The organism is Corallococcus sp. BB11-1 (genome assembly GCF_026626625.1).
GTDB lineage: Bacteria > Myxococcota > Myxococcia > Myxococcales > Myxococcaceae > Corallococcus > Corallococcus soli.
Genome location: NZ_JAPNJY010000001.1, coordinates 245047 through 263420, shown reverse-complemented (window position 1 = coordinate 263420; position 18374 = coordinate 245047). Strand labels below are relative to the sequence as shown.

Annotated in this window: 18 protein-coding genes; 4 read left to right on the top strand and 14 right to left on the bottom strand. The window is 72.4% G+C overall.

Annotated features, from left to right (window positions below):
• Positions 1-92: 92 nt before the first annotated feature.
• Positions 93-518, bottom strand: coding sequence for a nuclear transport factor 2 family protein (locus OV207_RS01145; RefSeq protein WP_267551844.1), 426 nt, complete (start codon positions 516-518; stop codon positions 93-95).
• Positions 519-745: 227 nt separating this feature from the next.
• On the opposite strand from OV207_RS01145, the gene OV207_RS01140 reads away from it, so the two are divergent.
• A complete protein-coding gene (locus tag OV207_RS01140; protein WP_267551843.1) occupies positions 746-1663 on the top strand; it encodes a hypothetical protein in 918 nt (305 codons plus the stop codon).
• A gap of 11 nt (positions 1664-1674) precedes the next feature.
• Here OV207_RS01140 and OV207_RS01135 read toward each other — a convergent pair whose 3' ends face one another.
• From OV207_RS01135 to OV207_RS01120, 4 genes are all read right to left on the bottom strand, one after another.
• Complete coding sequence (locus OV207_RS01135; RefSeq protein WP_267551841.1) at positions 1675-2922, bottom strand: hypothetical protein; 1248 nt, start codon at positions 2920-2922, stop codon at positions 1675-1677.
• A gap of 450 nt (positions 2923-3372) precedes the next feature.
• Complete coding sequence (locus tag OV207_RS01130; protein ID WP_267551838.1) at positions 3373-4476, bottom strand: LysM peptidoglycan-binding domain-containing protein; 1104 nt, start codon at positions 4474-4476, stop codon at positions 3373-3375.
• A 104-nt stretch (positions 4477-4580) separates the two neighbouring features.
• The gene (locus tag OV207_RS01125; protein WP_267551836.1) at positions 4581-5609 is read right to left on the bottom strand and encodes a cytochrome c; all 1029 of its coding nucleotides are present in this window, start codon (positions 5607-5609) and stop codon (positions 4581-4583) included.
• Positions 5606-6190: a hypothetical protein gene (locus tag OV207_RS01120; RefSeq protein WP_267551835.1), complete on the bottom strand. Its 585-nt coding sequence runs from the start codon at positions 6188-6190 to the stop codon at positions 5606-5608. Before OV207_RS01120 ends, OV207_RS01125 begins: the two co-directional genes overlap by 4 nt.
• Positions 6191-6584: 394 nt before the next feature.
• On the opposite strand from OV207_RS01120, the gene OV207_RS01115 reads away from it, so the two are divergent.
• A complete protein-coding gene (locus OV207_RS01115) occupies positions 6585-8048 on the top strand; it encodes a glycosyltransferase 87 family protein (protein WP_267551834.1) in 1464 nt (487 codons plus the stop codon).
• A 2-nt stretch (positions 8049-8050) separates the two neighbouring features.
• Here the strand turns inward: OV207_RS01115 and OV207_RS01110 are convergent, their stop codons facing one another.
• From OV207_RS01110 to OV207_RS01100, 3 genes are read right to left on the bottom strand one after another with little or no spacing between them, the layout of a single operon-like run.
• Positions 8051-9784 carry a cytochrome c oxidase subunit I gene (locus OV207_RS01110; RefSeq protein ID WP_267551833.1) on the bottom strand — a complete coding sequence of 578 codons (1734 nt, stop codon included), beginning with the start codon at positions 9782-9784 and terminating at the stop codon, positions 8051-8053.
• Positions 9781-10674 carry a cytochrome c oxidase subunit II gene (locus OV207_RS01105; protein WP_267551831.1) on the bottom strand — a complete coding sequence of 298 codons (894 nt, stop codon included), beginning with the start codon at positions 10672-10674 and terminating at the stop codon, positions 9781-9783. Before OV207_RS01105 ends, OV207_RS01110 begins: the two co-directional genes overlap by 4 nt.
• Positions 10671-10934 (bottom strand): hypothetical protein, encoded by a 264-nt coding sequence (locus tag OV207_RS01100; RefSeq protein ID WP_267551829.1) that lies wholly within the window; start codon positions 10932-10934, stop codon positions 10671-10673. The genes OV207_RS01105 and OV207_RS01100 overlap by 4 nt, the downstream gene beginning before the upstream one ends.
• Before the next feature lie 206 nt (positions 10935-11140).
• Here OV207_RS01100 and OV207_RS01095 point away from each other — a divergent pair, with 206 nt between their 5' ends.
• Positions 11141-11806 (top strand): SCO family protein, encoded by a 666-nt coding sequence (locus OV207_RS01095; RefSeq protein WP_267551828.1) that lies wholly within the window; start codon positions 11141-11143, stop codon positions 11804-11806.
• Between the two features lie 324 nt (positions 11807-12130).
• On the opposite strand, the gene OV207_RS01090 is transcribed toward OV207_RS01095, so the two are convergent.
• Both OV207_RS01090 and OV207_RS01085 read right to left on the bottom strand, forming a co-directional pair.
• Positions 12131-12547, bottom strand: coding sequence for a hypothetical protein (locus tag OV207_RS01090; protein ID WP_193429324.1), 417 nt, complete (start codon positions 12545-12547; stop codon positions 12131-12133).
• Positions 12548-12680: 133 nt separating this feature from the next.
• Positions 12681-13133: a hypothetical protein gene (locus OV207_RS01085; protein WP_193429325.1), complete on the bottom strand. Its 453-nt coding sequence runs from the start codon at positions 13131-13133 to the stop codon at positions 12681-12683.
• A 214-nt stretch (positions 13134-13347) separates the two neighbouring features.
• Between OV207_RS01085 and OV207_RS01080 the strand changes: the two genes are divergently transcribed.
• On the top strand, positions 13348-13806 hold the full coding sequence (locus tag OV207_RS01080; RefSeq protein WP_267551825.1) for a hypothetical protein: 459 nt from the start codon (positions 13348-13350) through the stop codon (positions 13804-13806).
• A 126-nt stretch (positions 13807-13932) separates the two neighbouring features.
• Here OV207_RS01080 and OV207_RS01075 read toward each other — a convergent pair whose 3' ends face one another.
• From OV207_RS01075 to OV207_RS01060, 4 genes are all read right to left on the bottom strand, one after another.
• Positions 13933-14514 carry a sigma 54-interacting transcriptional regulator gene (locus OV207_RS01075; RefSeq protein ID WP_193429327.1) on the bottom strand — a complete coding sequence of 194 codons (582 nt, stop codon included), beginning with the start codon at positions 14512-14514 and terminating at the stop codon, positions 13933-13935.
• A 194-nt stretch (positions 14515-14708) separates the two neighbouring features.
• Positions 14709-16067 carry a universal stress protein gene (locus OV207_RS01070; RefSeq protein ID WP_267551822.1) on the bottom strand — a complete coding sequence of 453 codons (1359 nt, stop codon included), beginning with the start codon at positions 16065-16067 and terminating at the stop codon, positions 14709-14711.
• A gap of 222 nt (positions 16068-16289) precedes the next feature.
• A complete protein-coding gene (locus OV207_RS01065; RefSeq protein WP_267551820.1) occupies positions 16290-16712 on the bottom strand; it encodes a type II secretion system protein GspG in 423 nt (140 codons plus the stop codon).
• A gap of 66 nt (positions 16713-16778) precedes the next feature.
• Complete coding sequence (locus OV207_RS01060) at positions 16779-18239, bottom strand: adenylate/guanylate cyclase domain-containing protein (RefSeq protein WP_120537800.1); 1461 nt, start codon at positions 18237-18239, stop codon at positions 16779-16781.
• Positions 18240-18374: the final 135 nt, after the last annotated feature.

Sequence of the window (18374 nt, the reverse complement as noted above, 5' to 3'; positions counted from 1 at the left end):
CACACAGGGTCCCGGAGCCACTTGCGGCAGCGATAAGCGGCCCGGGGGTGGAATCCCCTTGAACCCCCGGGCCCTGAAAGTCGCGCGGCGCGCTACGCCGGGGTGGTCGCCGGGACCTCCGACCGGGGCGCGGTGCCGTGGGAGAGTTCCTGACCCAGGGCGTGCGGGTCGAAGTAGGCGAAGAAGCGCCGGACGCGGTCGCCGTCCCACTCGATGATGGAGACGCCTTCGTAGGCGATGGCGGCGCCGTTGTCGGCCTGGCCCTGCGTCTCCCACTCCAGGGCCACGCGGTCACCGGATTCAATCACGTTGCGGAAGGTGGACTTCACCCTGCCCAGGGTGCCCTTGTATTCGGTCCAGAAGCGGCGGGCGCCGTCGAGGCCGGTGAAGACGCTGGACGAGGCGATGTTGCTCACCTGGGCGTCATCGGCGAAGAGGGCGACCAGCGACTCCACGTCACCGTCCGCCTCCAGTTTCAACAGGGCGTCCACGAACCGCTGCGCTCGTTCCATCGGCATCCGCGTCCTCACGGGGTTGGAAGGTGTTTAGGGGAAGGGTGCGCATGGGGGGGTGCAGGTGTCCGTCGCGCGCGGCCGCCCCCCTGCCCCCCAGACGGCGCCTCCACCCCCCTGCCGCCGGGCGCCTCATAGGTGGCTGAAGTCCCGCGAGCGGCCACGCCCGCTGCGAGGGGGCCGGTTGCGCCGGAGTATCGGGTCGGAGCATGACTGTCGGTGAGGAGCACCCCATGTCCCAGCAGGCCCACCGTCCCGCGCCGCCTGGCGCCGACACGACGACCGACCTTCCCGAAGCCGTGGCGGCGGACGCGATGACCGACCTGCCCACCCCGGGGGCCACGGATGCGATGACCGGACGTCCCGAGCCCGTGGACGCGGCCGCACGGATCCGACAACCCGTGCCCGTGGCCACGGAGACGTTCCCACCGCTCACGGAGCTGCTGGACGCGGTGCGCTCGCCCGGCATGGTGCGTGCGGACATCGACGCGCTCATCGCGGCGCTGGGCCGGCCCCTGCCGGCGGATGAGTCGCCTCGCGCCCGCGCCGACGTGCTGCTGTACCTGATGGACCGGGACAATCCCCTGGGCCACCACCGGGGCCGCGACAGGACGACGGTGCGGCATGCGGCGAAGGACGCCCTGTTGTCCCTGGGCTATCCGTACGCACTGGAGCTGCCGCCCGAGCTGCTGGAGACCCCCGCCCGCGCCCACCCCGTCCCATCCAAGCCCTACACGGGCCCCGGGGCAGTGGGCATCGCCGCGACGCTGCTGTCCGCGCTGTACCAGTCGGGCGTCGTCGCCGTCGCGCAGCTGGTCATGAGCTTCGGGCACTTCGACTGGGAGCGCCCGTGGACGGAGCCCTTCCTCCCCGCCCTGCTGGCGGTGTGGATCCCCACGCTGAGCGCCCTCTTCGGCCACGGCCTGGGGAATCGGACGGCGCACGTCGTCGGCTCGTGGGGACTGTGGCTGCTGGCGGCGGCCTGGAGCGTGGCGGCCCTCGTCGGGCTCTCCGCTTCGCAGCCCTTCTGGCTCTTCGTCCTGCCCTGGCACCTGGCGCTGTGGTCCGCCTGGACGATGCGCCCGGGACCTGATCCGCAGGCGAAGCCGGAACCACCCACGGAGCCACGGACGCCCCTGGCCGGGGCCTGACCGCGCGGTGATCAGCGCCGCGAGTCCTCGGCCCACTCCTCGCGCGTCCAGCCCTGCCGTTCGTAGAGGGCGCGGCGCTCCGGGGGGAGCGCGTCCCACGAGGTGCCGGGATCCAGGTCCTTCGGGCGGCTGAAGACACCGGGGACGTCGCTCCGGAGGGCCTGGGCGGCACGCTCCGGGGTGAGGCCGCGCAGGCCGTAGCCCAGCTTGAGGGTGGCGTGGTGCTGGTGGGACTTGTCGGAGAGTTCAAAGGCCACGCCGCCACCGAACTCCGCGGTGCGGGGGTTGAGGTTCGCGTGCGCCCGGGCGTGCGAGCCCGCTCCCAGGGACAGCTCCACCTTGCCCTCCGAGTCGCGCCCCACGCTGGCGATGCCCACGCTGAGCTGGAGCTCCGCCTCGGTCCTGCCGTGCGCGTCCGTCATCAGCTCCAGCTCCAGGGGTCCTCCCTTGGCGACCACGCCCCCCTGCGTCTGGACCTCGGCGGTGCCGCGCGCATCGAGGTGGGCTTCGGACTTCAGCTTGAACCGGTCGAGGGACGCGCTCGCTTCGGCGGTGAGGAACGCGCCGGCGGGCTGCTGGCCGGTGAGGACCAGCGCGCGGGCGGTGGCCTTTTCGTAGGCCTGGACCTGCGAGGCCTGGGGACGGCCAAGGCCGGTCTTCCATTCGGCTTCGTAGCGCTCGCGCCGGGGGTCGGCCCAGGTGAGCCCGAGCACTGTTTCGCGCAGGTCCAACGCCTGGGGCGGCCCGAGCGTGCGCAGTGCGCGCAGGCTGTCGGCCTGGCCCACGGCTTCGCCATAGCGGCGCAGGTAGGCGTCGTAGGCCTGGACGGCGGCGTGGCCGGCGTCGGTGGCGTGGGCGTTCACCGCGTCCCGCAGCGCCCCGGGCAGCTTCGGATCATTGACGAAGACCTCCGGTCGCCCGGGCATGCCCAGCGCCCCCGAGACGCCGCCTGGACGCCGCTGGAGGACACCGTTCGACGCGGCCTGTTCCAGGAAGGACTGGCGAGCAGGTGCATCCATCCGGGACACGTACGTGCTGAGCAGGCCGTCGCGGTCCATGCGATCCAGCGTGGCGCGGTATGCGTCCCGGAGAGCGGAGCCGAGCACGGCGTGCGTGGCCTGGACGTCGCTGTCCGTGAGGAAGGGGTTCGACAGGCTGCGCGTCAGGTGCGACTGGAGCGTGGCGTAGACGTCCTCGGGGACGGGAGCGGACGCGGGACGCAGGCGACCGCCCAGCGCGGCGAGCTCGCGGGCGGACACGGCTGGGCCCGCGAGGCCTCCCGGCGCTGGAGCCACGGGGGACTGCCCGGGAGTCCCGGGCGGACCGTCATAGGCCCGCAGCTCGTTGCGCGTCGGTGAGCCCGGGACTGCGGCGGGCTTCAGGGACGTGGGCGCGGAGCTGCTGCTCTCCGCGACGGAGGAGCGCCTGGACGCGGGTCGCGGAGCATCCAGGGCCTCACGGGGCTTCGGTCCGGGGACGTCGGGAAGAGGGCTGTCGAGGGGAACAGGGCTGCTGCCGGCAGAATCGATTCGGGACATCGGGCTCGCTCCGAAGGAGGAACCCGGACGTCTTGCAGCGGGTGCGCCGTGGGCAGGTGCCCGGAATCACGGCACCACGCCGCGTCCCCGGGCCCTTTCACGGGACCTGGCGTCCGACGTCACAGACGGGCGTTACCCTCACGCCCGTCCGCGAGGAGACGCAGTCTCCGCTCAGCCCAGCACGTCCTGCGCGCGGCGGTAGTACATCTCGCGGCTGGCCAGGCCGTTGTAGCCGCCGTTGATGCGGCGGGTGACCTCGCGGAAGTTGCCCGCGTCCGCGTAGCTGTTCAGGTTGCGCGAGCCCCAGTACCAACCCGCGATGCGGAACGCGACGTCCGGATCCTTCGCGCGCTCGGGGTTGCCTTCCAGGTCGATGCCCAGCGCCTTGCCCGCGGCCCGGTAGTTGGCGCGCCCCGTGAGCTGGATGGGGCCCCGGCCCTTGTAGCGCTTGCCGTCGCCCGGCTGCGTGTTGCCCAGGTCCTTGCGCCCCTCGTACGCCGCGCCAGAGGCAATCTCCTCCATGTAGCGCAGCTCGCCGCTCTCATGCGCCAGCTGCGCCAGGAACATCTCCTGCCGCTGGGGCGTGTTGATGTTCGCCTCCGCCATCGCCTTGTTCAGGTGCGGCAGGTACTGCTCCGCCTTCGCCTGCGACAGGTTCGGCATGATCCTCCGCAGCTGCGCCACCGACACGCCACCCTTGCCGCCCGACGTGCCCGGCGTGCCGCCCACCCCGCCCGTCGTCGGCGGCGGGTTCGCCGTCCCCCCACCGCCGCTCCTGCCCGGAATCGTGAGCTTCTGGCCCACGTAGATCTTGTTCGCGTTGGCGATGTTGTTCGCCTGCTGCAACGCGTTCACCGTCGTGCCGTGACGCCCCGCGATGCCGCTCAGCGTGTCCCCGCTGCGCACCGTGTACGTCGAGCCCCCCGACGTCGGCTTCTGCGTCACCGGCGCCGCGCCGCCCTTGCCCGGAATCGTGAGCCGCTGGCCCACGTAGATCTTGTTCGCGTTGGCGATGTTGTTCGCCTTCGCCAGCGCCGCCGTCGTCGTGCCGTGCCGCCCCGCGATGCCGCTCAGCGTGTCCCCGCCGCGCACCGTGTAGCTGCCCCCCTTGGACGGAGCCGCCTGGAACGAGTCCGGCACCGTCAGCCGCTGCCCCACCCGGATGAGGTTCGCGTTCGCGATGCCGTTCGTCTTCTGGAGCGAACCCACCGACGTGTTGAAGCGCTGCGCGAGGCCGCTCAACGTGTCGCCGCTGCGAACGGAATAGGTCGTCACGGTTGAAACTCCGGGAAAAAGTGGAAACCAATGCCCGGATTTTCGTGACGCCTGAGAATTAGTTTCCCAGGAAGACTGCCTTTTCAGGTTGTTGAATCAATCCACTACGGCTGCATCCGCGACTCCCGCAGGCGCTGCTGGAGGTCGCGGGCCGCGTCGGTGTCGTGCATCACGAGGAGGCTCTGCACGTAGTAGGCGAGCGCCCAGAGGTTCTCTTCCGGGATGGCGCCCTTCCACGACGGCATGGCGGCGCCACCGACGCCCGCGGCCATGACGCGGTAGAGGTCCTCGCGCTGGGCCTCGGCGGTGTACGGCTGGCCATCCACGCGGGTGCCCTGCGGCCACACGGTGCGCAGGCGGTGGAAGAGGAAGTCGGGGGGCAGCACCTTGGAGAGCTGCGTGGCCTCACCCTTCGCGTCCACGGTGAGCGAGTAGTCCGAGTCCCTTGCCAGCGCGGTGTACGGATCCGCGTTGGCCAGGTTCACCTTGCGACCGGTGACGCTCTCCGTGAGCGCGGCGAGCTCCGCGCGGGGCAGGTACGCGACGTGGCAACTGGCGCAGCCCGCGTTGCCCTTGCCGGCCACGTGGTAGACGGTGCTGCCGCGCGCCACGGCCTCCGCGGCGCGGCCCTTCCACGGGTCCTCCGACATCGCGAGCGGCGCGCCCGGCGCCTCTTCCTTCCAGCGCGGACTGAAGGTCTTGAGGTACTGCACCACCGCGTCCACGTCCGCCGGGGGCACGTCCCACCCGAACATCGGGGTGCCGTGCAGGCCGCGGCGGAGGGTGCGCTTGAGCGCGTCGTCCGTGGGCAGCTCCCCGGCCGCCACGCCGCCGAACTTGTACAGGCCCTGGTGGAAGTTGCGCGGCACCGGACGCATGCCCGAACCGGCGGGCCCCTGGCCGTCGCCCTTCTCGCCGTGACAGGAGGCACAGTAGTGCGTGTAGACGTCCCAGCCGCGCGCCAGCGTCGCGGCCGGAACGACGGTGCCGTCCGCGAGCTTCAGCGGTTCGAACTTCGGCGCCTCCTTGCGACACGCCGGGGCGAGCGCCCCCAGCGCGAGCACGGCGAGCAGGCGGAGCACGCGGGGCGTGGAGGACCGGGGGATTCCAGCGGAGCAGGGAGTGGGCTTCATGGGAGGTACACCACCGCGAAGAGGACACCGTACATCACCGTCGTGCACCACCAGCCGGGCAGGACGCGCCGCGCGCCAGCGCGTGCATCCAGGCCCCGCAGGGCGCGCAGGGTGGCACGCAGCAGCCCCCCGAGCACGACCGCCGCGTGCGCGGCCTGCACCGCGGACAGGCCATACAGCACGGAGGCGAAGACCCCGCCGTCGGGGATGCGCAGCTCGCGGTGCCACCACAGGACATGGAGCCACGCCGCCTGCGTCGCGAGGAACCCCGCGCCCGCCACCACCGCGCCGGACAGCCAGCCGCGTGCGCGCCGGGGGCTGACGAGGCGCCGGAGCGCGACGTGCAGCAGGACGCCTCCGACGATGAGCGACACGCCCGCCAGGGCCGGGACCAGGCGCCCCGGAAGCGCGGACGCGGGCGGCCAGAAGCCCCGCATCCGGTAGAAGTCCGCGGCGAAGGCCACCGCGCAGAAGAGCATCGCCGCCGCCGCGTGCGCGAGGACCATCCCGAACCACAGGTTGGCCTCGGCGCGCTGGGGGGACACCGGGGCCAGCACCCCGGTGGAATCGTCCGTGCTCACGGGGGTGACTCTCGCATGCCTGGGCCTGGAGAGAAGCACCGGGGAACCAGGCCGCTCCCCTGCTCCCAGCGACGCCCCCGCGCCTGGTGTGGATTCACCGCGAGGAGGTCTTGGTGACCGAGGCTCGCGCTCCCTCGCTTTCGGTCCCACCGAATGAGGCCCCCGAGGGTGGCGCATGGCAGACCTGTCCGACTGTCGGGCAGGTTCTGGCGAGCAGCCCCCGGAGGGGCGCCCTGAGCCCCACGGGAACAAGAACCCCGCGTGCGACCGGCCCGGCCGGTAGTAGCGTCGCGGCCCCGCTCCGATGCAATCCGCCCCCACTCCGCTCGCGACGTCGTCCCTTCCCAGTTCCCCGCGCTCGTGGCGGGACCGGCTCCCCTGGCCGTTGGTCCTCGTGGCGCTCGGCGCCTGGGTGCTCCGCGCGCTGGCGTTCTTCCATCGCACCGGCCCGCTCGGCTACCCGATGGACTACGACGAGGGCGTCTACTTCTCCGCCGCGTCGCTCCTGCTGCGCGGGGACCTGCCCTACCGCGACTTCATCTTCGTCCACCCTCCGGGTGCCCTCCTGCTGTGGGCGCCCGGCGCCGCGCTCACCCTGGGACTCGACGCGGCCACGGCCTATGGCGTGGCCCGCTACCTCGCTGTCACCGTGGGCGCCCTCTGCGTGTTCCTCGCGGGCCGCGTCGCCTGGCGCGCCTGGGGTCCCCTCGCCGGCTGCGTGGCCGCGCTCGCCTATGCGGCGTACCCGGAGGCCGTCCTCGTCGAGCGCGGCACCTTCCTGGAGCCCCTGCTCAACGTCCTGTGCCTGGGCTTCGCGAACCTCTGGCTCGCCTCCGACACACCCTCTCGCGCACGGCGCATCGGCGCGGGCGTGCTCGTCGGCCTCGCGGTGTCCGTGAAGCTCCCTGGCGGACTCTGGCTCGTCGCCGCGCTGCTGGCCCGACCGTGGAAGGAGTCCTGGCGCGACACCCTCACGCTCGCGCTCATCGCCTTCGCCACGTTCGTCGTCGTGGTGGCCCCGCTGGCCGCGCTCGCCCCTACCGAGTTCTTCCGCGACGTCATCGCCTTCCAGGCCCTGCGCCCCGCGGACGGTGAGCCGGACCGCTGGGTGCGCCTGCACGACATCTTCCACGAGCGCCGCCTGGGCGGAGTCGTGCTCGCGCTCGTGGGCCTGGGCACCGCCTGCGTCCAGGCCCTCCGCGCCCCTACCCCGGGCCGCCCCGCCGCCCGCTTCTTCGCCACCAGCTTCGTGCTCACCGTCGCCCTGTTCCTGGCGTCGCGCACCTACTGGAACCAGTACAACGCGCACCTCGCCGCGTCGGAGGCCGTGCTCGCGGGCCTGGGCGCCTCCGCGCTCCATGCCTTCAGCCTGCGCTGGGGCCACGTTGCCTCACGGACCGTGGCGGGGCTCGCAATGGTCGCCGCGCTCCTGCCCGGCGCGTGGCACGCCTTCCAGAGCTCGAAGCTGCAGGCCCCGGACGTCGTGGCGCTCGCCCGCTACCTGCGCACGGACGTGCCCTCCAACGCGTGCCTGTTCTCGTTCGAGCCCGGCTGGGCGCTCGCGGCCGGCCGGCTCCCCCAGGGGGCCACGCCCGTGGTGAACGTCTACGCCACGATGATCCAGGACTCCATGAGCACCGGCGACCGCTTCGACGACACCGCCGAGGCCTTCACCGCGCCGGAGGCCCAGCAGGCCCTGCGCGTCATGCTGGAGTCCTGCCGCTTCGTCGTCCTCGGCTGGCGCGGTACCTGGCAGCTCACCCCGGAGAGCCGGCCCTGGTTCAAGCAGCGCTTCGTCCGGCGCTTCCCCACCGGAGACGCTGGCGGCGTGGACGTCTGGGAGCGCCGAGCCCCCTGACGTCACCCCGCGCCTTCCACGCCGGAGGGCTCGGGCGCGTCCGCCACCTCCACCGGGACGGCCACGGGCAGCGGCTCCGCCTGACCGATCCAGTCGCGACCCAGTTGCTGTTGTACTTCGGGTTGCGACAGCTCATGCGGCCCGCGCAGCACCACCGGCGAGGCTCCCGCGTCCGTCCACTCCAGCGTGCCCACCTTCCACGGGTTGGGCTCCGCGGCGCGGCCCCACCCGAGCGTGCGCACCAGGTTCACCACGAACAGCAGCTGCGCCGCGCCCAGCAGGAACGCGGCGAAGGTGGTCCACCGGTTCAGCGGGAGCAGGTGCGCGAGGAACGTGTACTGGTACGGGTCATAGAGCCGCCGCAGCTGCCCGGCGTACCCCGCCACCAGCTGGCCTCCGAAGACGGCGATGAACAGCACCGCGCTGGACAGGACGTGCGCCTTGGCCAGGCCCTCGTGCAGCGAGCGCCCGTACATCCGGGGGAACCAGAAGTAGAGCCCCGCGAACACGGCGAGGAAGCTGGCCGCGCCCATGGTCAGGTGGAAGTGGCCCACCACCCACAGCGTCCCGTGCAGCGGCACGTCCGTGGCCACCGCGCCCAGGGCGAGTCCGGTGATGCCGCCCAGACCGAAGACGATCATCGTGGCCAGCGCCGCGATCATCGGCGACGTGAGCCGCACGCTGCCCTTCCACAGCGTCATCAGCCAGTTGAGGAACATCACCTGCGCGGGCAGGGAGATGAGCAGCGTCAGCACCATGAACGTGCGCCCCAGCACCGGGGCCATGCCGCTGGTGAACAGGTGGTGCGCGTACACCGCGCCGCTCAGCGCCGTCACCGCGCCCATGGCCCCCGCCGTCAGCCGGTAGCCGTGCGCGGGCTTGCGGCTGAAGAAGGCCACGAAGTCCCCCACCATGCCCCAGGCGGGCAGGATGAGGATGTAGACCTCCGGGTGGCCGAACAGCCAGAACAGGTGCTGGTACACCAGCGGATCACCGCCTCCGCCCACCGCCGCCGCGCCCGCGATGAAGAACTGCGTGCCCGCCACCCGGTCCAGCAGCAGCAGCCCGGTGGCCGCCGCCAGCACCGGCACGAACAGCACGTTGAGCACCGCGCCGTAGAACAGCCCCCACACCGTCAGCGGCAGCCGCCCCCACGTCATCCCCGGCGCGCGGCAGCGCACCACCGTGACGACGAAGTTGAGCCCGTACAGGAACGCGGACACGCCCACGCACAGCACCGCCACCGTCACCAGCGTCTGGCCCAGGCCCGGCGTGAACGCGGGCGTGGACAGCGGAGGGTAGGCCGTCCACCCGGCGCTCGCCGCGCCCAGCCGCACGCAGAACGACGCGAGCATCAGCGCGCCGCCCACCGCGTACGCCCAGAACCCGAGCGCCGACAGCCGGGGGAACGCCATCCGCGGAGTGCCGATGGCCAGCGGCAGCACCAGGTGCCCCAGCGCCCCGAAGAGCAGCGGCGTCACCGCGAAGAAGATCATCAGCAGGCCGTGCATCGTGAACACGGCCGTGTACGTGGGCGGCGTCAGCGCCCCCTTCGACTCAGGCAGCGCCCACGCGAGCCCCGGCACCGGCTGCCCCGGCCACGCCCACTGGAAGCGGATGAGCATGGCCAGCAGGCCGCCCACCAGCAGGAACAGGAACCCGCCCCACAGGTACTGGCGGGCCACGCGCTGGGGGTCCGTCGTCCACAGCGACTTCAGGAGCGCGCCGGGCTTCATGGCGTCCTCCACGCCCAGCCCCAGTGGGCCGCGGTGTCGTCCGCGTCGTAGGCCTGCACCGCCTGCCGGCCGGCCTCGCGCAGCCAGGCCGCGTACGCCTCCGGGGACAGGGCCGTCAGCACCCCGCGCATGCGGTAGTGGCTGGTGCCGCAGTGCTGGTAGCAGGCGACCTCCCAGGCGCCCTCGCGCGCGGCCTGGAACCAGGTCTGGTTCACGCGGCCAGGAATCGCGTCCAGCTTCACGCGGAAGGCCGGCAGCGCGAAGCCGTGCACCACGTCCGTGGACACGAGCTGCACCCAGACGGGCACCCCGGCCGGCACGCGCAGGTCGTTCCACGTCACCACGTCGTCCTTCGTGCCGAACGTGCCGTCCTGTCCGGCGTAGCGCGCCTCCCACGACCACTGGTGCGCGTTGATTTCGATGCGCACGGTGCGGGGGTCCTCGGTGGGGACGCGGAAGTTCCAGAGCACGTCGCGCAGGTAGCTCTCGGAGCCCAGGAACAGCGACCCGTCCACCACGCCGAACACGCCCAGCGCCAGCCCCAGCACCCAGGCCCGTGAACGGCGCGTGCCTCCATCCGGCGCCACCTTCCGGGCGCCCCGGAAGCGGACCACGGCCACCAGCAGCCACCCGAGCATCACCGCCGCCAGCGCGAACTCGAAGCGATGGCTGGAGGCCAGCAGTGCGTCGATGCGGTCGCCGTGCGCGCTCGCGTTCTCCGGAAGCGACAGGCTCCACGCGCCCCGCGCCGGAGCCACCGCCAGGGGGGCCTGCGCATCCGGCGGCGCGAGCGCGGTCGAAGGCCGCGCGGGCATCGCGGGCTCAGCAGACCCCGCAGGCGCGGTGGACGCGAGCAGCGCGGACACGGGAGGTCCGGACACGGGCTTCACGGGTGCTCCTGTTCCACGGGGGCGGAGGCCCGCTCCTCGCGCATCAGCCGCCGGGCCGCCCAGATGCCCACGCCCACCAGGACGAAGGGCACCAGCATCAGCGCCAGCAACAACCCGCCCGCGCCTCCGGGGGACTCAGGCGCCCGGGCCGTACACGAAGGGCAGGCCAGCGCCTCCACCGGCACGAACCCCCACAGCAACACCAGGGCCCCGAGGAGCCAGCCCGGGAGCGACCGGATGCCTCCCCGCTGGCCCGACACAAGGCTTCCACCATCAGGCTGCGACGAGGCGGGACGCATGGGCTTCCGGGTAGCACGCACCCGGGGTCCCCTCAAGACACACCCCGTCGCGAAGGGGCCCCCCTCCTGAACGGCCACTCTCCCTCATGCCTCGCATGCGGCCAGCCCCTACCCCCGACGCGCCCGGCGCTTGTGCCCTCCCCGGCGATGCCGTTACGTGCCGGTCCATGTCCGCTGAATCGCCTTCCTCCCTCCAGGCTCCCCGTCCCCGGAACTTCCGGCGCTCCCTCCTCTGGGCGGGCGTCGTCGTCGCGTCGCTCGGACTGGTCGCGGTGACGGCCCGGGAGCTGGCCATGGGCCCCACTCCCCCGCCGCCGAAGCTGGGCGCCCTGCCGGACTTCACCTTCACGCGGCAGGACGGGCAGCCCTGGGGCCTGAAGCAGCTCCACGGGCGCCCCTTCGTCGCCAACTTCATCTTCACCCGGTGCCCCACCGTGTGCCCCGTCTTCACCCAGAAGATGGCGCGCCTGCAGGAGAACACCGCGACGCTCGGGCCCCGGCTCCAGTTGGTGTCCTTCTCCGTGGACCCCGCCTACGACACCCCGGAGAAGCTCGCCGAGTACGGCCAGAAGTACCGCGCCGACTTCACCCGCTGGAGCTTCCTCACCGGCGACTACGCGCAGCTCAAGGACACCATCGTCCAGGGCTTCAAGATCAGCATGGGCCGCGAGCCCGGCGCCCCCGAGGACGACCTGCTCTCCATCTTCCACGGCACCCACTTCGTCCTGGTGGATGGCGCCGGCGACATCCGCGGCTACTACGACAGCGCGGATCCCGAAGCGACCGCGCGCCTCGAAAAGGACGCCCAGCGGCTCACCCGCGACGAGGGCTGAGATCCTCCAGGCCCGCCGCCACGCCTGAAAGCACCGGCAGGCCCGGAGGGCCGCGCCCACACCCGGAGTGCCACTCCGAGGTCGCGCGCACCCCAATCCCTCTCAATTTGTGATTGTTTGAAAAGGGCCTCGCCACCAGGGCTCCCGAGCCCGGGGACCCCGGCCAGGCCTCCAGCAACGGGCCCCGGAGCAGGGGCGGCCACCGGAGCCAGCAGGCCCCACCCAGGGCCCGGGGCGTGGCCCGCAAAGCCGAAAGGCCGGCCCCCACCTCGCGGTGAGTACCGGCCTCCGGACCTGAGCCTCACGCCAACTTCAGCGTGAAACTTAGTTGATCAGCGCAGCCTGGGCGTGAGCGAACAGGTTCTGCACGTTCTGCTGCGCGGGCTGGCTGGCCATGGCGCCGACCTTGTCCGCGCCCTGCTTCACGGTGGTCGCGATGTCCGCGATGGACTTCACGGTCGGGGCGAACTTGGTCAGCTGGGACAGACCGGCCAGGGGGCCCTTGGAGAGCAGCGACGCGCCGGAGTCGATGAACTTGTCGACGAACGGCTTCGCCAGCTTGCCCAGGCCGAACGGGAGCTTGTCCAGGAGGCCGCCCGCCAGACCCTTCAGGCCGCCCGTGATGGCGCCCATGGGGTTCTGCACGAAGTTCAGCGCCTTGCCCGCGATGTTCGCCACGCCGCCGGCGATGTTCGAGACCGTCTTCGCAACGCTGCTGACAATCTTGCCGATGCCGCCCATGGTAATACCCCCTGCTTAAGTCTGGTTTGGAGAGTGTGCGCCGAAGTGAAGCTACAAAAGGATTCTCGGAGGCAGGAGGAAAAGGTTTCCTCCTGAATTTCCGATCGAATTTCACGGCGGATGCGGGCTGGCCTCAGCCCCGCGGTCCGCCGCCACCCTTCTTGAGCTGATCCATCAGCTCCTGGCGCTTCGCCTCGTCCTGGGGCGCCTTGGCGCTCTCGCCCGCGGGGTTCAGGCTGGGCTTGCCGGACGCATCCCCCTTGGAGCCCTCGAACTCGGACTTCGCGAAGGGGTTGCCCTGACCGGGCAGCTCTCCCTTGGCGCCGGCGACCAGGAACTCGCCGACCTCTTCCACCGTGTGCACGGGGAAGCCGTTGGCCTTCAGCTCCTCGTCGGACACGACGTTGAGCATGGGCTCCTTGTCCTTGTCCTGGGCGTACTCGAGCACCAGCTCGACGTAGTCCTCCAGCTTCATGCCCACCGCGTCCGCGATGCGCTTCGTCTCAGGATCCTTGAGCAGCTCCGCGCGGACGACTTCCACGGGACGGGACAGACCACGCTTCTTGCCAGGGCTTTGCTGGGACATGTGATTTCGCTCCGAAGTGGAGGGGAGATGAGGACCGCGCGACTCTAGCCCATCTTTCCAGTACTACCCATTCCCTGCCCCTGGACGTGCCCCTCCCCCTGTGACAAGCCCATCCTGCCGGGGTTCCCACGAGCCTGGCCGCTGCTCCAGCCGGGGGCCGTGACCACCTTGGGCCTCGACGGACAGGCCCTTTCCAGATGAAAAGAGGCTGCGGATGGCGACGTCGAAGCGTGGGTTGGTGGAGCAGGTGAAGCGCGCGGTGACCCGGGTGGGCACGCGAGGGGCGCGGGCGCTGGTGGAGACGGCGCTCGGGACGGCCTCGGCGACGGTCCGCACGGTGGACTCGCTCCAGGCGAAGCTGGGCAGGAAGAAGGCCGCCCCCGCTTCGCGCCGCAACGCCACCACGGTCCGCAAGCTGGAGGTGGCGAAGGCCACCCCCGCCATGCCCAAGGCGGTGAGCCCTGCTCGCAAGGCGGCGGCGCCCGCTCGCAAGGCCGCGGCCCCCGCTCGCAAGGCCGCGGCTCCCGCGCGCAAGGCGGTGGTTCGCAAGACGGGCAGCAAGGTCGTGGCGGCGCCCGCCGCGGCGAAGCGCCGCACCGCCAGCAAGGCCACGGCGGCGAAGAAGTCCGCTGGACCGGCCCGGAAGGCCGCGAAGACGGCGCGCCGCAAGTAGCGGCAGGCCCCCCGCGCGAGGCCCTGCCCCTGAACGATGCGGGGCAGGAGGTTCCGCGCGCGGGAGCCGGACTCGGGGACCGGAGCCGGGGACTGCCTCCGGGTCCGCGAGGTCCGGCCCGGAAGCTCAGCGGACCGCGTTGCGGGTCGCGCTCTTGCGCACGGGCGGCGGCGCCTTGCGCTTGGGGACGGTGCGGGTGACGGAGCCGGGACGCCGGGCCACGGCCGCGGCGCGCTCCTTCTCCTCGGCGGCCTTCAGCGCCGCGTTGCGCTCGGCCAGCTGCTCCGCCTGCTGCGCCCAGCGCCGCTTGAGGAGCTCCCTCAGGCCGTCCGTCTGGAGGTCCACCTGCGCCTGGTTCAGCCGGTAGTGCAGGTCCTCGCGCAGCGTGCCGCGCCCCAGGGCCGCGCTCGCCGTGCCCGACACGCCCACCACCACCTTGGGCCGCTCCTCCTGCATCTGCAGGCAGCGCAGGATGAGCCCCTGGGCGTCCAGCGGCAGCTTCGCCACGTCCGCGATGAACAGCACGCCGTTGGGTTGCCGGAGCGCCCCCGCGAGCTCCGCGGCCTGGCGCACCTCCGTCAGCGGAACGCCGAAGTGGAGCGCGGCTTCCTCCGCCCAGGCCCTGCGCTCGTCCTCGGTCCCTCCATGGATGAGCAGCGATGCACGGTTGGAGACGAGGTCTTCTTCTCGATAGCCTCGGAGAGCCACGGATGCCCTACCCTTCTGGGAAAACGGGTCCTCCTAAAGTCTAACGCCCTGATGGGTCGCCTGTTCAATCCCTTACTTGAGGGAAATGAGCAGGGACCCGTCTCACGGCGGGCGGAAACCTGGACATCCGTTCATCGGACAAGGGGACCGCGCGGCATCCTCCGCGTCATCGCCGTACGACGTACGTCCTTGTTTCAGGCGCCGGGCACCACCATCACGGGGCGGCGGCAGCGCACCACCAGCTCGCGGGCCACCGCGCCCGCCAGCGCGTCCGGGACGACCTCCGGGCGCTCCGACGTGCCCACGCACACCAGGTCCACGCCCTCGCGCTCCGTGGCCTGGCAGATGGCGAGCGCCACGTCGTCCCCGCTGACGCCCTCCACGCTCCAGTGCACGGACAGGGCGACGGCGTCCCGGGGCACCTGCTCCCAGAGCCTCGCGAGCACCGTGTCCCGCTCCGCCGCGGGCTCCGGGAGCACGCCGTGGAAGTCCCGGGGGCCCCGCTCCCGGCCCCGCAGGCGGTGCACGTGCAGCAGGTGCACGCGCCCGCCCGGGCCCACCAGCGTGCACGCCTGCGCGATGGCCTGCACGGAGGCGAGGGTGAAGTCCACCGGCACCAGCGCGCTGCGGGGCGGGGGCAGGCGGCGCGGCTCCCTCAGCGTGGGCGGCACGCACGCCACCGACCGCTCCGCGTGGCGCAGCACGCCCTCCGACACCGAGCCGTGCCACAGCCGCTGCACGCCGCCGCGCAGGTGCATGCCCACCACCGTCAGGTCCACGCGCTGCGCGTGGGCCACGTGCAGCAGGTGGTCCGCCGGGCGGCCGTAGCCGGGCTCCAGCACCACCTCCACGCGGCCCTCGCCCTCCAGGTCCCCCACGCGCTCGCGCACCTCGCGTTGCAGCACCCGCTCCACCACGGGGTCCAGGGCTTCGATGTCGCGCTGCTGGGGCCCCAGCAGCTCCACGTGCACCGGCGTGTGGATGCCCAGCCGCTGGCGCTCCTCCGCGGGCGAACACACGTAGGTGGCCAGCACGTCGCACCCGCCCATCCGCCGCAGCTCGCGCAGGAAGGTGAGCGCCGCGTCGGACGTGGAGGAGCGGGGGTCCACCCCCACCATCACGGACAGCCGGCGCCGGCCCCGGGCCCAGTCCAGGAGCGCCGTGTCCTGTCGCACCACCAGCACCGGGGCGCAGCCGTGACGGGCCAGCCGCTCCGCCAGGGACGTCTTGCGCCAGGCCGACGTGCGCCAGCCCCCCGCGGCCACCACCACCAGCCGGGCGCTCCGGCACTCCTCGTCCCCCAGCAGCGTCTCCACCGACGCGCCCCGCTGCATCCGGGGCTGCACCGTGCCGGCCAGGGCCCCAAGGCGCGCGGCCTCCGCAGCGAGGCCGGCCTCCGCGCTGGCCAGGGCGTCAGGGGCCTCCGCGTCCGGGACGTCGTCGTCCACGCCGAGCAGGAGCAGGGGCTCCCCCAGCCGCCCGGCGAGCGTCGCCGCGACGGTCGCCGCATGCGCGGCTTCGGCGGACAGGTTGGTTGCGCAGATGATGGCCATGGCGGACCCCCTGGGAGGAAGCGATGCCCGCTCGGGCTTCCCCGTCGGAAGATGCGCACGCTCCCTGTCCGGTGGCGACCCGGCGGCCATGCCGGCCTGCTTGCCCTCCAGGACGCGAGGACGCGGTGCCCTCCAGGCCAGGCCGCCGGCCCGTGCCCGGGTCCGCACCACCGGAGCCAGGGCACCACCGGAGCCAGGGCAGCGCCCCCCTGGATGAACCGCCTAGCGCAGCAGCTGCTGGTGCCCGTCGTGGTTGGTGTGGTCCTGATCCTCGCCCACGCCGCCGCGCCCGTTCTCCCGGCCGAAGGTGGCCAGGAACACGCCCTGCGAGTTGCTCGCGTACTGGTACGGCCGCCCCCACGGGTCCAGCGGCACGACGGGCAGGTACCTGGGCACCAGCATCTCCTCCAGGTTGCCCTCCTCCGGCAGCCGGCCCTGGTGCTCCCCCCGGTAGCGCTCCAGCGCGTCCAGGAGGGTGGCGAAGTCGGCGTGGATGCGGTGGGCCTGCTCGTCGTCGCGGCGGTGGAAGGCGGTGAGCACCACCGCCACGACGAGCCCCAGCGCGAACGCCACGGCCACCCACGGCAGCGGCGAACGGCGGGACTTCTCGGGGGCGTCGGAGGCGTGGGACGGGGCGGCGGACATGGCCCGCCCACCCTACCGCTCCCGGCAGCTCCGGTCATGAAGCGACTTCATCCGGGGGACGCGGCCTCAGAGGGCCCGGTACAGCGGCACCGGCTGCTGCTTGCCCTTCAGGCGCACCGGGGGCAGGTCCTCGAAGGCCGTCTCGTTCGCGTTCACCAGCTCGCGCGTGCGCTCGCCCACCAGGATCTCCCCCGGCCCGGCCAGCGCGCACAGCCGCGCGGCCACGTTCACCGCGTCGCCAATGCAGGTGTACTCGGCCCTGAGCGCGCTGCCGATGTTGCCGGACACCACCACGCCCGAGTTCAGCCCCACGCCCAGCTCCAGCACCAGGGGCCGGCCCTCGCGGCCGTGGGCCACCCATTCGGACTCCGCCACCGCGCGCAGCTCCACGAAGGCTTCCATCATCATCTTCGCGCACTGGAGGCCCCGGAGCGCGTCGTCCGAGCGCCCCACCGGCGCGCCGAACACCGCCATCAGCCCGTCGCCCAGGAACTTGTCCAGCGTGCCGCCGCAGGTGAGCACCGCGTCCGACAGCCGGCCCAGCACCTGGTTGAGCACCGCCACCACCTGCTCGGGCGGGAGGCTCTCCGCCAGGCCCGTGAAGTTGCGGATGTCCGCGAACAGCACCGTCACCTCGCGCTTCTCACCGGCCAGCACCGCCGCGTCCGCGCTCTTCAGAATCTCTTCCACCACCGCGTCGGACGTGTAGCGCGCGAACAGCTTGCGCATGCGCTCCGTCTCGCCCGTGCGGCGCACCACGCTCTCGATCCGCGCCGCCAGCTCGTCCATGGACGCGGACTTGTTCACATAGTCGTCCGCGCCCGCGCGCAGGCCCCGCACGCGCTCCGCCTCCCGGTCGTTCGCGGTGAGCACGATGATGGGGATGGCGCTGCGCGGGCCCTCCTTCAGCCGCCGGCACAGCTCCACGCCGTCCAGCCCCGGCATCTCCAGGTCGCTCAGCACGATGGCCGGTTGCAGCCGGCTCATGCCCTCCAGCGCCTCGTATGGGTCCTGGAAGCACAGGACCTCATAGCCCAGCGCCACCAGCCCCTCCTGCACGAACGCGCACGCGAGCGGGCTGTCGTCCACCACCACCACGCGGCGGCGACCCTCCATGGCGGGCCGGGGCAGGTCCTGCCGTCCGGCGATGCGGTTCTGCAGGCCCAGCGCTTCGTAGATCTGCTTGTACGTGCAGTGGCCCTGCTCGACGAGGATCTCCCCCAGCCGCCGCCCGTCCCGGCGCTGCCGCGTCAGCGATTCGCCCAGCTGCGCGAGCGTCACGTACTTGAGCCCCACCAACAGCTCGCCCAGCGGCGGCTGCGCGGGCCCCTTCTCCTGGTTCAATCCCAACGCCTCCCCCAACGCGTCTTGAATCTGCTCGCGCGACACGTAGCCCAGGGAGATGAGGGCCTCGCCCACGCGCTGCCCGGTGAGGGCCTGCAACGCGAGCGCCTCCTGCACCTGCCCCGGTGAAACCACGCCCAGCTTGAGCAGCAGGTCACCGAAGAGGGGGTTTGAAGCACTCATGCGGCAACCTCCGCCCCCAGACGACCCGACCCCGGGGCGAGACACGGACGGCTCGGCGCACGCCCTGTCCCACAGTGTAGCCCAACCCCGTCCTCCAGCGATCCTCCGCCCCCGCCGGGCCCATGCCCCCGCGCT